The following is a 13,922-nucleotide window of genomic DNA, read 5'->3' as shown; positions in this document are numbered from 1 at the left end:
CACCGGACACGGCACCCCCCTACCGCGCCCCGCCTCGGAATGTCGCCGGTCCTGAGCCCTCCCCTGAACCGAGTGCGACGGACCGATGCGGGTGAGATGTACGACGGTATTGACGATTGAACCTGAATGGCAAGGTCTGGATGCGGCCTCACCTTTTTGTTGGTCTGTCCGTTACACAACCTTGGCCCATGTTCCTCATTCCGGCAGCCGTTTTCCCGAACTCGCCTTCATACGACGGAAAATGACCAGAAAGAGGAGCAGACTCAGACCGGTCACGGCTACGATCCCGCCCCGCACCGACCAGCGGTGCACGGCGAGCATGGCCTGCGCCACGAGCATGTCGATGACGATCGCCCCCGCGAGCGCGACGACGAGCCGGCCGTAGGTGTCGAGCCCGCGCAGGGCGAGCCAGATCGCCGCGGCCGGCGCGGCCAGCAGGAAGAACAGGGTCGACGGGCCGCGCAACGGCGTGTGCGAGTCCGTGAGCGCGAGCAGCGCGCCGCATCCGGCGACCGCCGTCGCGGCGCCCGCGAGCAGTGAACTCGCGTCTTTCGATGATGACTTGACAGATATTGACCCCATGGGCCGACTTGCCCCCCGACGCGTCGGATGCCGGGCTTCAATGTGTCCCAGTCGTGCGCGGGCCGTCAAGACGGCCTGTTTCGTATGCGCGTTCCCGTGAAGGGTGTGAACGCCGTGCTCAGGTCGCTCATGTGATGTGCCGTCAACACGTCTGTAAAGCCTGCGCAATATGTGGGGCCGTGAAGTTCCTGGGGCGATCCTGTCGAGAGATAGTTGAGAGCCAAATAGTTTTGGCATGAACACTTCCGATCAACGCGCGTAGCCGGTACCACAGTTGCGGCAGAGATCCTGCTAAAGGGAGGTTCCATGAGACGTACCCGACTTGCGGCATACGTGACTTCACTCCTCCTCGCCACCGGCCTCGGGATGGCCGGAGCCGGACAGGCTCAGGCAGCCGGTGGCGGCTACGTGGCTCTCGGCGACTCCTACTCCTCCGGAGTCGGCTCGGGCAGCTACATCAGCTCCAGCGGTGACTGCGACCGCAGCACCAAGGCGTACCCCTACCTCTGGAACGCCGCGCACAGCCCGTCCTCGTTCGCCTTCAACGCCTGTTCCGGCGCGCGCACCGACGATGTGCTCGCCAACCAGCTCGGCTCGCTCAACTCCTCGACCGGACTGGTGTCCATCACCATCGGCGGCAACGACGCCGGCTTCGCCGACGTCATGACCACCTGTGTCATCCAGTCCGACAGCACCTGCCTGTCCCGCATCAACACCGCGCGGGCGTACATCGACTCCACGCTCCCCGGCAAGCTCGACGCCGTCTACAACCAGATCAGCGCCCGTGCCCCGTCCGCCCGGGTCGTCGTCATCGGCTACCCCCGCTTCTACCTCCTCGGGCAGAGCTGCCTCGGCCTCTCCGAGACCAAGCGGTCCGCCATAAACGCCGCCTCCGACTACATCGACAGCGCCATCCAGAAGCGCGCCCAGGCCCACGGGTTCGTCTTCGGCGACGTCCGCAACACGTTCTCCGGCCACGAGATCTGCTCCGGCGACTCCTGGCTGCACAGCGTCGACTGGCTCGACATCGGCGAGTCCTACCACCCCACGGCGGCCGGGCAGTCGGGCGGCTACCTCCCCGTCCTGAACAGCGCTGCTTGACCCGAGTCACCCGTCAGGGTGAATAAGAGGCCGAAGCGGAGGCCCCGTCCGACGGGGTCTCCGTCGTCGTCTTCCGGCACGTCACCGAGAACGGCACCTGGTCCGACTCCGTCTTCACCGGGGAGCGCACCTCCACGCCGATCGCGTTCTCGATCGTCCCGCTGTCCGACCAGGTCGTCACGGTCACCCGCACCCGCTTGGTCCGCTCCCCGCCCTCCGGGAACGACAGCGTCCGCCAGCCGTCGTCCGGCAGCGAGCCGTGCCTGAGCCGCCAGCGGTACTCCACCTCCGCGGGCAGTTTCCCCACCGTGAACGTCGCCGTGAAGGCGGGCGCGTCGTCCTCCCCGGGCGGGCAGGTCCCGTCGTACTCCGTGTGCTCCCCGGCCACCGTGACGCGCACGGACTGGGCGGGCGTGGTGCTGGCCGCGCCGCTGGAGCGGGCGGGCGGTGGTGCGGCGGTCTTCGTGTTCCGGGTGGGGGAGTGGGTGGTGGTGTTGCCGGTGGGGCTTTTGCTGGACTTGCCCTCGTCGCCCTGGTCTCCGTTGTCGCGGTTGAGCAGGGCGTACGTCAGGCCCGTCACGGCCAGGACGAGCGCGAGGACACCCGCGATCAGGGCGACCCGGGCGCCTCGGCTCGTCGTCGCGGGCTGCCGGGGATCCTCCGGGAGCGGGGCGGCGACGGGCAGGGGCGGAGTGGGGGACGGCGGCTGCGAGGCCCGGACGGTGGTGGCGTACGGCGAGACGCGTGCCGTCTCCGTACGGGGCGTGCCGCCCGCCGCGACGAGGCGCAGATCCTGCTCGGCGCGGTCGGCGGGGAGGCGCTCGGCCGGGTCCTTGCGCAACAGCCCCCGGACGACCGGCGCGAGCGGACCGGCCCGGCGCGGCTCCGGCAACTCGTCCTCGACCACCGAGCGCAGGGTGTTCAGCGGGGTGTCCCGGCGGAACGGCGAACCGCCCTCGACGGCGGCGTACAGCAGCACACCCAGCGACCACAGGTCCGACTCCGGGCCCGGTGTACGCCCCAATGCCCGCTCCGGCGGCAGGAATTCGGGCGAGCCGATCACCTCGCCGGTCATGGTGATGGCCGAGCTGCCCTCGACCGTGGCGATGCCGAAGTCGGTCAGGACCACGCGGCCGTCCTCGGCGAGCAGCACGTTCGCCGGCTTCACGTCCCGGTGCAGCACCCCGGCGATGTGCGCGGCGCGCAGCGCGGCCAGCACCTCGGCGCCGATCCGGGCGGCGCGGTCCGGCGGCAGTGGTCCGTCCGCCTCCAGGGCGTCCGCGAGCGAGCGCCCGCGCACCAGTTCCATGACGATCCAGGGGCGGCCACCCTCCATCGCCACGTCGTACACCGTGACCACGTTGCGGTGCGAGATGCGGGCCGCCGCCCACGCCTCGCGTTCCAGCCTGGCGTACATCCGCTCCACGTCGGAGGCGGGAAGCCCCGCCGGTGCCCGCACCTCCTTGACGGCCACGTCGCGGTGCAGCACCTCGTCACGGGCGCGCCACACCGTGCCCATGCCGCCCTGGCCCAGCGGGGACAGCAGTCGGTAGCGGCCCGCGATCAAGCGGTCGCGTCCGGGTTCCTCTGGCACGGGCGACCCCCACGGCATCTCGCGTGATTCCTCCCCAAAAGTAGCTCAGCCCATGGCCGTTGCGACCCCCTTGAGCATCAATCCGGCGCCGAGGGCGACGACGGTGAGGGCCGAGGCGAGCGGGAGGAAGCGGCGGGCCAGGGCGGTCAGGGGGTGCGCGGTGCGGCGGGGGTGACGGTCGAGGACCCGGTTCACCCGTGAGCCGAGCCGGACGACGGCGAAGCCCGCCGCCGTCAGCGTCAGCGCGAGGCCCGCGCCGTACGCGACGACCAGGAGCAGCCCGAACCAGGCGTGGCCGAGTGCCGCCGCACCCACCAGTACGACGACCGCGGAGGGGCTGGGGACGAGGCCACCGGCGAAACCGAGCAGGATCGTGCCACGGAGGGTGGGGGCGGTGGGGTGGGAGTGGGTGTGGCCGTTGTGGGTGTGGACGAGAGGGTGGGGGGTGCCGGGATGGGGGCTGTCGGGGTGGGGGTGGTCGTGCGCATGGGTGTCGTCCACATGTGTTCCATCCCCATGAGTGCCGCCCACATGGTGCTCACGCACACGGTGTTCGTGCACATGGTGCTCGGCCCGGGTGTGTTCGTGCCCCGAGCCCACCAGGGCCAAGGGCCGGGACTCGGCGTGCTCGTGGGCGTGGGCGTGGGCGTGGGTGTGCGGGTGCGGGTGCGGATGCGCGTGACCGTGGTCGTGGTGGTGCTCGTGCCCATGGTCGTGCCCGTGCGCGTGTTCCTGCCCGTGCTCCGCGAGCCGTCCGCCCCGCCACGCCCTGCGGACCAGCGTCGCCCCCGCCACGAGCACGAGCGCGCCGCTCGCCACGCCCAGCCAGGCGATCACCGAGGGTGCCGCGGCGGAGCCCGCCGTGACCAGGACACCGAGGCCGACCACGCCGAGGGTGTGGGTGACGGTCACCGAGGCGGCCAGGGGCAGCACGTCCCGCATCCGGGCCCGGCCGCCCCGCGCGGCGGCGGCCGCGGCCATCATCGTCTTGCCGTGTCCGGGGGCCAGCGCGTGCATCGCGCCGAGCAGGACCGCGATGAGCAGCGCCAGCGCGGCGAAACCGGCCGTGAGGTGATGCCGGGCGACCAGGTCGTTCAGGGCCTGGGTCCAGCGGTCGGCGCCGCGCGGCAGCACGGAGGCGGCCGGCGCGTCCCGCTCCGCCGCCAGAGCCGGGCCGCCGGGGCGTACTCCCAGCCGGGCGGTGGAGGTGTCGGCGGGCGAGGAGAGCAACTGGGCCGGATACCTGGTGAGTTCACGGGAGACCGACCTCTCCGGCACGTCGGAGCGGGTCAGGGTCATCCGGTCGCCCCGCGCGGTGATCTCCCGCCAGCCGGGCCCGGAGGAGACCCCGGCGCTGTGGAAGCCGAGGGTCAGTGTCGCGGCCTTGGGCAGCGGGGCCCGCTCCGCGCATTCGACGCGCAGGGTCTCGAGCCCCGCCTGTCCTGGCCGCAGCCGTGCCGTGGCCGCGGTGACGGTGAGCGGGACGGGCCGCCCCTCGACGGTGAGCCTGCTGCCCCGGGCCGCCGCCGCGCAGCGCTGCCGGGCCCACTCCGCCGTGCCGAGCCGTTCGAGGTCGGGCTTGGCCTGGGTTGCCGGGATCTCCGCCAGGTCCTCGACGTGCGTGACGCGCAGCTCGCCGGGCGCGGCCACGAGACCGTCGTAGTGGTTGACGGTGAAGTTGCCGAGCGGGTGCGCGCTCGCTGCCGTCGCCGGGCCGAGCGCGAGCGCGCAGGCGCCGGTGAGGACGGCGGCGAGCGCCAGCGGGCGCCGCTGAACGGTCACTTGGTGCCCTCCAGTGCCTTGCGGGCCGTGGCGGCGCCGAGCGGGGAGAAGCCGGGGTTGAGCTTGAGCGCAGACTTCAGCGAGGCGCGGCCGTCGCTCTTGTGTCCGGTGGCCAGTTCGATCATGCCGCGGTGGTAGCGGAAGAGGGCGTTGCGGTAGCCGGTCGCCGTGGCGCGGCGGGCGTACGGCAGGGCCTCGCGGTCGTGGCCGTTGACGTGCAGCGCCCAGGCCAGCGCGTCCGCCGTGTGCACGGTGTGGCGGCGGGACCACTCGGCGCGGGCCGCGCGCAGGGCTGCCTTCTTGTCGCCGTGGTCGGCGGCGGCCAGCGCGGTGTCGAGATCGGCGTCGACGCCGTTGGCGCGGGCGATGGCGATCCACGCGTCTACCAACGCGTACTGCTGGTGTGCCCGTTCACGGTCCCCGGCCGCGCCGCGCGCCTCGTACAGCTCGCCGAGCTCGACCAGCGGGGCAGGAAGCGGGTAGCGCGAGACCACCGTCTCCATGCCCTTGACCGCCCCGGCCCGGTCCCCGCTCGCCGCCTGCGCGCGGGCGCGGCCCTCCAGCGCGGGCAGGTAGTTCTCGTCGGCGGCGAGCGCGCGGGCGTAGTAGGTGAGGGCGGACTTGTAGTCGCCCTGGTTCCAGGCGAGTTGACCGAGCTGCGCGGCGACGTACGCGATGTCGCCCTTCGACGTGGCCGCCCCGAGCGCCTGCTCGAGCACGCGCCGCGCCGCCGGGACGTCGCCGCGCAGCTCACGGACGTAGGCGTACCGCGTGAACACCGGCACCCCCGGCTTGCGGGCGTCGGCGGTGTCGGCGGCGCGGGACGCCTCGTCGTACCGGCCGAGCTCCACCAGCGCGTCGATTCGGGAGGACAACGCCCGTTCGCTGTAGGGGTTCTCGGCGAGCGCCCGGTCGGCGTTCGTGAGCGCCCCCGTGAAGTCGTGCCGCGCGGCGGCGAGCGCGGCACGCCCGGCCAGCGCCTGATCACTGTGCGGGGACAGCGCGAGGGCCCGCTTCAACGCGGCCTGCGCCTGCGGATACCGCGCCGGATCCCCCTTGGTCCGCGCCTGCTCCACATACGCCAGCCCCAGCGTCGCCCACCCGTCGGAATCCCGCGGCTGCGCCTTCAGATGAGCCTGCAACGCGGCGATCGCGGCATCCGGATCCCCGCTCGCCAACGCCCCCGGATCGACGGCAGCCGACACGGCCACGGTGGCCACCGGCGCCCTGTCCCGCGCCGCCCCGACGGCGATGGCCCCGCCGGTGACGGCAATGGCGAGCAGCACGGCGATCCCGGCGCGCCGCGCGACGCGCCGACCGCGACGGGGCGTGCCGGCGGGGTGGGCGGTGGCGCCCTGCCCGGCGCTGTCGGCCGACGACCCGGCGGACGGGCGGCTGCCCGACGCCGTGTCCTCGGCTTCCGCTGACGCCCCTGCGCGTGTTGCGCGGTCCGCGGAGCACTCCGCCGCCTCCGGCTCCGGGGCACCCTGCCCGGACCCCGCCCCCTCATCGGCCAACCCCCGTTGATCCAGGGGTGTTTCCTCGGCCGTTCCGCCGGAGGTCGTCTCGTTCGTGCGCGGGGTCATGCCCTCTCCAAGGTCGCCTGACGGGGTGGGAAGGGTGGGCGCGGTCCGCCGTGGGGGAATGTGCGGACCGCGCCCGGTCGGGATCAGTACGGGCGCTGCACGCGGCGGCGCCACCAGGCGAAGGCGGTGCCGATGAGCAGGACTCCGGCCGCGCCCGCTGCCGCCGAACCGGCGATGAGGACGGTGTTGTCGGTGCCGCCGGAGGCGGAGGCGGGCTGGAGGGCGTCACCGAGGGCACTGCGGACGTCGGCACCCGCGGTCGTGCCCTTGGCGAGCTTGCCGCGCGAACCGGCCGTGGGCTCCGCGACGTACGGGAAGTACTTCTCGAACTTCTTGTCGTTCTTGTCGACCGCGTCACCCAAGTCGTTCTTGGAGCCGACCAGTTCACCCTCGACGACCTGAAGCGCCTCGTCCACGACGTCGTCGGTGAGCCGACGCCCGTTCGGGAAGCCCGCGTTGTCGCCGTCGAGCACGCCGAGCCGCTTGGGGTGCATGGCGGGCTTGATGGAGGTGTTCAGCCGGAGCTGCTCCGAAGGCTTCACGTTCGGCGGCTGGTTGAGCCCCTTGACGCCCTTGAGGAACACGTCGACCAGGTCGTTGCGCGGCTCGGCGGGCGCCTTGATCTTGTAGATGCCCTCGATGAGCTTCGGCAGCTCGGGGTTGGTGACGTTCTTCAGGAACTGCGCGTCGTACGCGGGCTGGGACGCGTTGAAGCGGTCCTTGTCCTTCTGCGGGTTGACGACCTCGTTGACGAGCGGGTTTCCGAGCCGTGAGACCTGCGAGAAGTAGCCCTGGGCGTTGCGCCGTTGGGTGGTGGACCAGATGCCGACGACCGGCTGGTCGGCGGACTGGCGGATCAGGCTGGTGGGCACCTGGAGGGCGATCGTGTTGACGTTGTAGCCCTTGAGGGTGTCGCGGCCCACCTCGCTGAGGTTGCCGCCGTAGAGCAGGTCGAAGACGCGCAGGTCCAGGAAGAACGGGTCGTCGGCCTGGCCCGCGAAGCTCGCCGCGCCGGAGGCCGACTTCTGGATCGCCTGCTCACGCAGCTTCGCGTACTGCGGCATGGACGCCTTGCCCACGTTCGACGGCGCGACCGGAGCGTTCCGGACCATCTTCGACTTGGACACGACGTGATGGTTCTTCGACCGGATCACGTCGATGTCGTACGTCTGCGTCACGTTCAGGTCTGGATCGTCCAGGCTGGTGACCGGACCGGTGTTGTAGAGGAACGTGTTCCCGTTCTTCGTGTGCGTCTTGAACGTGTAGCGGAACGTCAGGTCGTCCTGCGCGTCGCCGTTGCTGTCGATGTGGATGTCGTACTGCGCGTCGTCCGCGAACGTGTAGAAGTTCGGGCCGCCCGCGGGGTCCTCGAACGGGATCCAGTTCGCCACGATCGTCGTCGTGTCCGGCTTGTCCGGGCTCACGAACGCGTACAGGTCGGTGTTGTCGTACTGCGGGGTGCCCGAGATCAGCGGGGCCTCGCGGTGCGAGGAGGCGGAGGCCGCCCCGGGTGCCAGTGCGGCGGTACCGGCGGCCGCCAGACCGCCGGCGGCCAACGCGCCGCAGATGAGCGGTATCAGGCCCTTGCGCCCCGAGCCGCTCCTGGAGAAGAGAGGTGTCATGCCATCCGTCCTCAGTGCCAACTTGCTTTGACGGACGGGTATACGGAGCGGACGGCGCTTTCGGATTGGCCGTCGGGGAATTTTCTTTTCCTCGTTCGCGACCCGCGTTTTCGGGCCGCCCGTCCGTATCAACCGCCGGAGGTGTGCGTTCGTGCGGATGCGAGGGGTCACGGGCAGCTCCGGCTGCGGCCGGGGGAGCCAGGTGAGGGGGGCCCGGATGGAGGCGGACCAGCTTCTGGTGCGGGTGGCCGGCGGCGACCAGACGGCCTTCGAGGAGTTGTACGCGCTGGTGTCCGGGCCGGTGTTCGGACTGGTCCGGCGCGTGGTGCGCGACCTCGCCCAGTCCGAGGAGGTCGTGCAGGACGTGCTCCTCGAACTCTGGCGCTCCGCACCCCGGTTCGACCCCGCGCGGGGCAGCGCGCTCTCCTGGGTCCTCACCCTCGCCCACCGCCGCGCCGTGGACCGGGTGCGCAGTGTCCGCGCGGCCGGGGAACGCGAGCAGCGCGAGGCCCTGCGCGCAGGGGAGCCCGCCTTCGACCATGTCTCCGAAGAGGTCGAGGCCGGACTCGAACGCGAATGGGTACGCCGCTGCCTGGACCGGCTCACCGCGCTCCAGCGCCAGTCCGTCACCCTCGCCTACTACGACGGCTACACCTACCGCGAGGTCGCCGAACGCCTCTCCCTGCCGCTCGGCACCGTCAAGACCCGGATGCGCGACGGACTCACCCGGCTGCGCCACTGCCTCGGAGGTGCCGCGTGAGCCTCCTCGGCCGGCTGCTGCGCCGCGACGACCCGCACTCCCTCGCCGCGCCCTACGCCCTCGACGCCCTCGAACCCGGCGAACGGCGCCGCTTCGAGCGGCACCTCGCCACCTGCGCCCGGTGCGCCACCGAGACCCGCGCCCTCGCCGACGACGTGGTGCGGCTCGCCTGGTCCACCGCCGCCCCGCCCTCCGACGCCCTGCGCGAGCGTGTGTTCGCCGCGGTCCGCGTCACCCCGCAGGAACAGCCCACCACCCCACATGTGCGTCAACGTGTCGCCCAGTTGCCCCCACATGTGTGGGGCGCACAGCCGCCACCGGCCCGCCGCACGCGCCCGCTGTTCGTGCCGTTCGCCACGGCGACCGCCGCGGCCGCGCTCGTCGTCGCCTCCCTCTTCGCGGTCCAGGCGGACCGCACCCAGGACCGGCTCGCCGCCGAGCAGGCGCGCTCGCGTGAGATCGCCCACGTCCTGGCCGCGCCCGACGCCCGCGCCACCAGCGGCAAGGACGCGCGCGGGCAGAGCATGGCCGTGATCGCCTCCGCCGCGGAGGGACGGGCCGTCGTCACGCTGAGCGGTTACGGCACCCCGCCCGGCGGCCGCGTCCACCAGTTGTGGCTCGTGCGCCCCCACGCGCGACCGCGCTCCCTCGGGCTCCTCATCGGCGACACGCCCTTGGTCGCCAAGGGACTCGACAAGTCCTCTGCGTCACTCGCGGTGACCGTCGAGCCGGACGGCGGCTCACCGCGTCCCACTGGCCAGCCCATTGTCCAACTCACCCTGAAATCGGTCGGATTCGGAGAGTAGTCAAAGCGGGATGATCAACCACCTTGCGGGGAAGGTGAATCCCGTGGCCGAGATACACGTGGGCCCAACCGGGACGATAGGGTTACCCTGCCCGGGCCGGGTGGATTCGTACGGGTGGGGAGTGACATGGAACAGATAACGATGCGCAGCAGGGCCAGGGTTCCTGCGATCACCTGCGGGAGCAGCGCGAGCAGTTCGCGCCTGGACCGCCATCTCTCGGTGCTGGCGGGCCCCGCCATCCCGCAGCAGAAGACGGCCGAGGCCACCTCGCTCATGCGCGAGCTGACCGCACGCGACACGGTGCACCGTCGCAGCGACCGGGGTGCCCGCGTCCGCCGGGTCTCCCTCTTCGCCCCCCTGCGCCGTCTGCGGCGCTCCCTCTTCGGCAGTCACTGACCGGACACCGGACCGCACCAGGGTTCTCTTCGAGCCCACCCCGCGCGTCCGGTTCCGGCCCGCGTCCGCACGACCCACGCTTCAGGCTGCCACGCCGCCCCGGCACACCGCCGCGCCCCGCCGTCCGTCATTCCCACGGCGCGCTCCGCGGCGGACCGGCGTGTCCCGCCCCGGGTGTTTCCTGCTCCGTGCTGCTCCGTGAGCGTGGTCGCGCTGTCGGCCGTCCGGCGTGCCGGCGCCGTCGTCAGAGCAGCGCGAACTGCCCCTCCGGACCCTCCTCCTGATGGTCCAGGACCGAGGCGGGTCGACGCGCCCAAGGCGGAGGCGGAAGCACTCCCGCCTCCTGGAGGTCCGCCGCGGTGAGCGGTGACGTCACCTTCAACTCCGCCCTCGCCGGGGCGATTTCCGCCAGCAGCGTCAGGACAGTGATCAGCTCCAGCAGCTCCGAGGTCCAGGGCTGCGGCCAGGACGCGGGGCGGATCGCGGAGAGGGTGCCCGGTGCCGGCGCGGTCGTACGAGCCGTGAACCAGGCTTCCAGGGTGCGGACTTCGGACACCTCGTGCTCCCAGGCCGAGCGCGGAACGGGGGAGATGCGGCCCTCGTCCAGGCACAGGGTCTCGGTGTCGGGGTCGTAGCTCACGGTGCCCGGCCACGCGGGCAACGGCGCCCGGACGTACGGGCGCCGGCCCCCGGGCAGCTTGGGGCGGTCGCCGTCGCGGCGCATCAGCCAGAGCAGGCGGTGACCCAACTCAACGCCCCGCGACCAGATTTCGGTGTCGGACGTGAGCGGGACCGTACGGTCGGACCGGATCGCGGCCAGTGTCCACGCCAGGAAGTCCTCCGGCGTGGGACGGGCACCGAGTACCCGCGTCAGGTGGTCCAACAGGCCCGGCGACAGGTTGGGTTCGGTGCCACCGGGGCGGCGGTACAGCGGGCGGACCCTGCCGGAGGGGAGCGTGGGCAGGAGAGAGGTCGCCACAAGCGCGTCGCCGGCCGTCTCCACCACGTACACCTGCCGCCGGTCCGCCACCCGCCACAGCTCCGGACGGGCCGCGTCGAGCAGCCGCTGGTCCGGGATCAGCCATCGCTCGTCGAACGGCGCCGCCAGCACCCGTACCGGCTCCGCGCACGGACCCGAGGCGCGCGCCAGCCGCTCCGTGCCGGCCGGGTGGCCGGGCAACTGCGAGACCGCCGACCGTGTCGACCGCACCCGCGTCGGCTCGAACAGAGCCTCGCGGTCCGCCCCTTCGGCCGCGAGCAGCGCCGCCCAGCGGGCCTTGAGCGAGGCCGCGTCGGGCGCCGTCGGCCACGCGCGGCCCGGCCGCAGCGGTGCGACGGACCACGGCATGAGGTCCGCCAGCGGCGGAGCGTCGTCGTCGTACGTCACGCCCGGCATCGTACGACCTGTCCGGCTCCCGGACGCGAGGATCAGCCCGACCCGCACACCCTCACAGCGGCCCCCGCCCCCGCCCTCACGTCGCGTCCAGCGTCACCGTGAACGAGAACCGGTCCCCCCGATAGTGGATGACCGCCACGTCCAGCACCCGCCCGCCCGCGTCGTACGTGATCCCCGTGTAGTGCAGGATCGGGCTCAGCAGCGGGACTTGGAGCAGCCGGGCCGTCTCCGGGTCGGCCAGCCGCGCCTCCACCGTGTCCGTGATGCGGCTGATCCCCGCGCCCACCACGTCCCGCAGCACCTTCGTCATCGGCCGGCGCGCGAGGTCCGCCGGATCGATGCGGGCGGCCAGCTCCGGGCGGACGTGGTTGACGGCGTGGTTGGTGGGCTCGCCGGTGCTCTCGTCGCCGCGCAGGCGGTGGTAGACGGCGACCTCGGTGAGATCGGGGAAGTACTCGGTGAGGGCCGAGGGGACCGGTACGCGGCGGTGCTCCAGCAGCTCGCTGGTCATGCCCGACTGCTGGGCCACGATCGCGTCGACCGAGCCGAGCAGCCGCACCGGGGCCCCGCGCCGGGCGTCGGGTTCGATGAAGGTGCCGCGCCTGCGGTGGCGGCTGATCAGGCCCTCGTCCTCCAACTCCTTCAGCGCCTGGCGCATCGTCAGCACGCTCACTCCGTAGTGCCGCGCGAGATCCTCCTCGGTGGGCAGGCGCAGCGGGTCCTGGGGCGAGCGGCCGAGGATGGAGGCGCGCAGGGACTGCGACACCTGGTACCAGAGCGGCAGCTTGCGGTTCAGGACGATCGAATCCGGAGCGAAAGAGGTCACGCGGCTATCCGTACCCGTCGGAGAGGATCAGCGCAATGGAGCGGTCAGGGCGAGGTCAGGGCGTCCTGAAGTGCCGCTCCAGTCCCCGCCACACATCGTCGTAGCGTGGCTGGAGATGGTCGGCGCCGGCCGCCTGCGAAGTGAGGGTGACCGGCCAGCGCGTCTCGAACATGAAGGCAAGACCGTCGTCGATCCGCTGCGGCCGCAGCTCCGCCGCGCTCGCCTTCTCGAAGGTCTCCCGGTCCGGGCCGTGTGCCGACATCATGTTGTGCAGCGAGCCGCCGCCCGGCACGAACCCCTCCGCCTTCGCGTCGTAGGCGCCCTCGACCAGGCCCATGTACTCGCTCATCACGTTCCGGTGGAAGTACGGCGGCCGGAAGGTGTCCTCGCCCACCAGCCAGCGCGGCGCGAACACCACGAAGTCCACCCCCGCGAGCCCCGGAGTGTCCGACGGCGAGGTCAGCACCGTGAAGATCGACGGGTCCGGGTGGTCGTAGGAGATGGTGCCGATCACATTGAACCGGCGCAGGTCATAGGCGTACGGCACATAGTTGCCGTGCCAGGCGACCACGTCGAGCGGGGAGTGGTCGTACACGGCCGTCCAGAGGTTGCCGCAGAACTTGTTCACCACCTCCACCGGACCCGTCTCGTCCTCGTACGCCGCGACGGGCGCCCGGAAGTCGCGAGGGTTGGCCAGCCCGTTGGCGCCGATGGGGCCGAGGTCGGGCAGCCGGAGGGGCGCGCCGTAGTTCTCGCACACATAACCCCGGGCGGAGTCGTCCAGCAGCTCCACACGGAAGCGCACCCCGCGCGGGATGAGCGCCACATGTGCGGGCTCCACATGGAGCCGCCCGAACTCGGTGTGGAGCAGCAGCCCGCCCCGCTCCGGCACGATCAGCAGTTCCCCGTCCGCGTCCGAGAAGACCCGCTCCATCGAGGAGGTGGCGTGGTAGAGGTGCACGGCCATGCCGGTCCGCTGCGTCGCGTCGCCGTTGCCGCCCAGGGTCCACAGGCCGGCGAGGAAGTCCGTCCCGGCGGGCCGCTCGGGCAGCGGGTTCCAGCGCAGCCGGTTCGGGTCCGGCACCGTCTCGGTGAAGGGCGCCGTACGGATCGCGCCGTTGCCGGTGCGGGTGAACTCCGGGTGTGCGGCCGAGGGGCGGATGCGGTACAGCCACGAACGCCGGTTGTGCGCCCGGGGTTCGGTGAACGCCGTACCGCTGAGCTGCTCCGCGTACAGCCCGAAGGGCGCGCGCTGCGGTGCGTTGCGGCCCTCGGGCAGCGCGCCCGGTACCGCCTCCGAGGCGTGTTCGTTGCCGAACCCGGTGAGATACGACAGTGCCTCGGCGGTCTTCCGCGCGTCCGCGCCCATGATCGCTCCCTCGCGCCCGGGACGCGCTCCGTCGGCCGCCCCATTCCTCTGTAGCACCGTAGGAATGAGCGGACCCCGGCGCAAGGGGGCGCGCTTCACCGG

The 13,922-nt window shown here is 72.1% G+C and carries 12 protein-coding genes; 4 read left to right on the top strand and 8 right to left on the bottom strand.

Features of this window, described 5'->3' with window-relative positions:
- Positions 1–195 precede the first annotated feature (195 nt).
- Positions 196–582 carry a hypothetical protein gene (locus ACWEEU_RS23500; RefSeq protein WP_451734743.1) on the bottom strand — a complete coding sequence of 129 codons (387 nt, stop codon included), beginning with the start codon at positions 580–582 and terminating at the stop codon, positions 196–198.
- 306 nt (positions 583–888) lie between these two features.
- Between ACWEEU_RS23500 and ACWEEU_RS23495 the strand changes: the two genes are divergently transcribed.
- Positions 889–1,683, top strand: coding sequence for an SGNH/GDSL hydrolase family protein (locus ACWEEU_RS23495; RefSeq protein ID WP_385744396.1), 795 nt, complete (start codon positions 889–891; stop codon positions 1,681–1,683).
- 13 nt (positions 1,684–1,696) lie between these two features.
- Here ACWEEU_RS23495 and ACWEEU_RS23490 read toward each other — a convergent pair whose 3' ends face one another.
- From ACWEEU_RS23490 to ACWEEU_RS23475, 4 genes are all read right to left on the bottom strand, one after another.
- Entirely contained in the window at positions 1,697–3,295 is a 1,599-nt protein-coding gene (locus ACWEEU_RS23490; RefSeq protein ID WP_451734741.1) for a serine/threonine-protein kinase, read from the bottom strand.
- Between the two features lie 27 nt (positions 3,296–3,322).
- Complete coding sequence (locus ACWEEU_RS23485) at positions 3,323–5,059, bottom strand: HoxN/HupN/NixA family nickel/cobalt transporter (protein ID WP_451734739.1); 1,737 nt, start codon at positions 5,057–5,059, stop codon at positions 3,323–3,325.
- Positions 5,056–6,645, bottom strand: a complete 1,590-nt coding sequence (locus ACWEEU_RS23480; RefSeq protein ID WP_451734737.1) for a tetratricopeptide repeat protein — start codon at positions 6,643–6,645, stop codon at positions 5,056–5,058. Before ACWEEU_RS23480 ends, ACWEEU_RS23485 begins: the two co-directional genes overlap by 4 nt.
- 83 nt (positions 6,646–6,728) lie before the next feature.
- Positions 6,729–8,267 (bottom strand): DUF4331 domain-containing protein, encoded by a 1,539-nt coding sequence (locus tag ACWEEU_RS23475; protein WP_451734735.1) that lies wholly within the window; start codon positions 8,265–8,267, stop codon positions 6,729–6,731.
- A gap of 217 nt (positions 8,268–8,484) precedes the next feature.
- Between ACWEEU_RS23475 and ACWEEU_RS23470 the strand changes: the two genes are divergently transcribed.
- The 3 genes from ACWEEU_RS23470 to ACWEEU_RS23460 all read left to right on the top strand — a co-directional run bounded on the left by ACWEEU_RS23470 (position 8,485) and on the right by ACWEEU_RS23460 (position 10,229).
- Positions 8,485–9,027 carry a sigma-70 family RNA polymerase sigma factor gene (locus ACWEEU_RS23470; protein WP_451734733.1) on the top strand — a complete coding sequence of 181 codons (543 nt, stop codon included), beginning with the start codon at positions 8,485–8,487 and terminating at the stop codon, positions 9,025–9,027.
- Positions 9,024–9,833 carry an anti-sigma factor gene (locus ACWEEU_RS23465; protein ID WP_451734731.1) on the top strand — a complete coding sequence of 270 codons (810 nt, stop codon included), beginning with the start codon at positions 9,024–9,026 and terminating at the stop codon, positions 9,831–9,833. The genes ACWEEU_RS23470 and ACWEEU_RS23465 overlap by 4 nt, the downstream gene beginning before the upstream one ends.
- Positions 9,834–9,959: 126 nt before the next feature.
- Positions 9,960–10,229 (top strand): hypothetical protein, encoded by a 270-nt coding sequence (locus ACWEEU_RS23460; protein WP_037802194.1) that lies wholly within the window; start codon positions 9,960–9,962, stop codon positions 10,227–10,229.
- Positions 10,230–10,473: 244 nt separating this feature from the next.
- Here ACWEEU_RS23460 and ACWEEU_RS23455 read toward each other — a convergent pair whose 3' ends face one another.
- The 3 genes from ACWEEU_RS23455 to hmgA form a co-directional block, all read right to left on the bottom strand.
- On the bottom strand, positions 10,474–11,625 hold the full coding sequence (locus ACWEEU_RS23455) for a type ISP restriction/modification enzyme (protein ID WP_451734729.1): 1,152 nt from the start codon (positions 11,623–11,625) through the stop codon (positions 10,474–10,476).
- 76 nt (positions 11,626–11,701) lie between these two features.
- Positions 11,702–12,451 carry a GntR family transcriptional regulator gene (locus ACWEEU_RS23450; protein WP_385744408.1) on the bottom strand — a complete coding sequence of 250 codons (750 nt, stop codon included), beginning with the start codon at positions 12,449–12,451 and terminating at the stop codon, positions 11,702–11,704.
- A 55-nt stretch (positions 12,452–12,506) separates the two neighbouring features.
- Positions 12,507–13,820, bottom strand: a complete 1,314-nt coding sequence (gene hmgA, locus ACWEEU_RS23445; protein ID WP_451734727.1) for a homogentisate 1,2-dioxygenase — start codon at positions 13,818–13,820, stop codon at positions 12,507–12,509.
- Between the last annotated feature and the right edge of the window lie 102 nt (positions 13,821–13,922).

The sequence above is a fragment of the Streptomyces sp. NPDC005004 genome (assembly GCF_053600675.1).
This window is presented reverse-complemented; position numbering and strand designations above follow the sequence as displayed.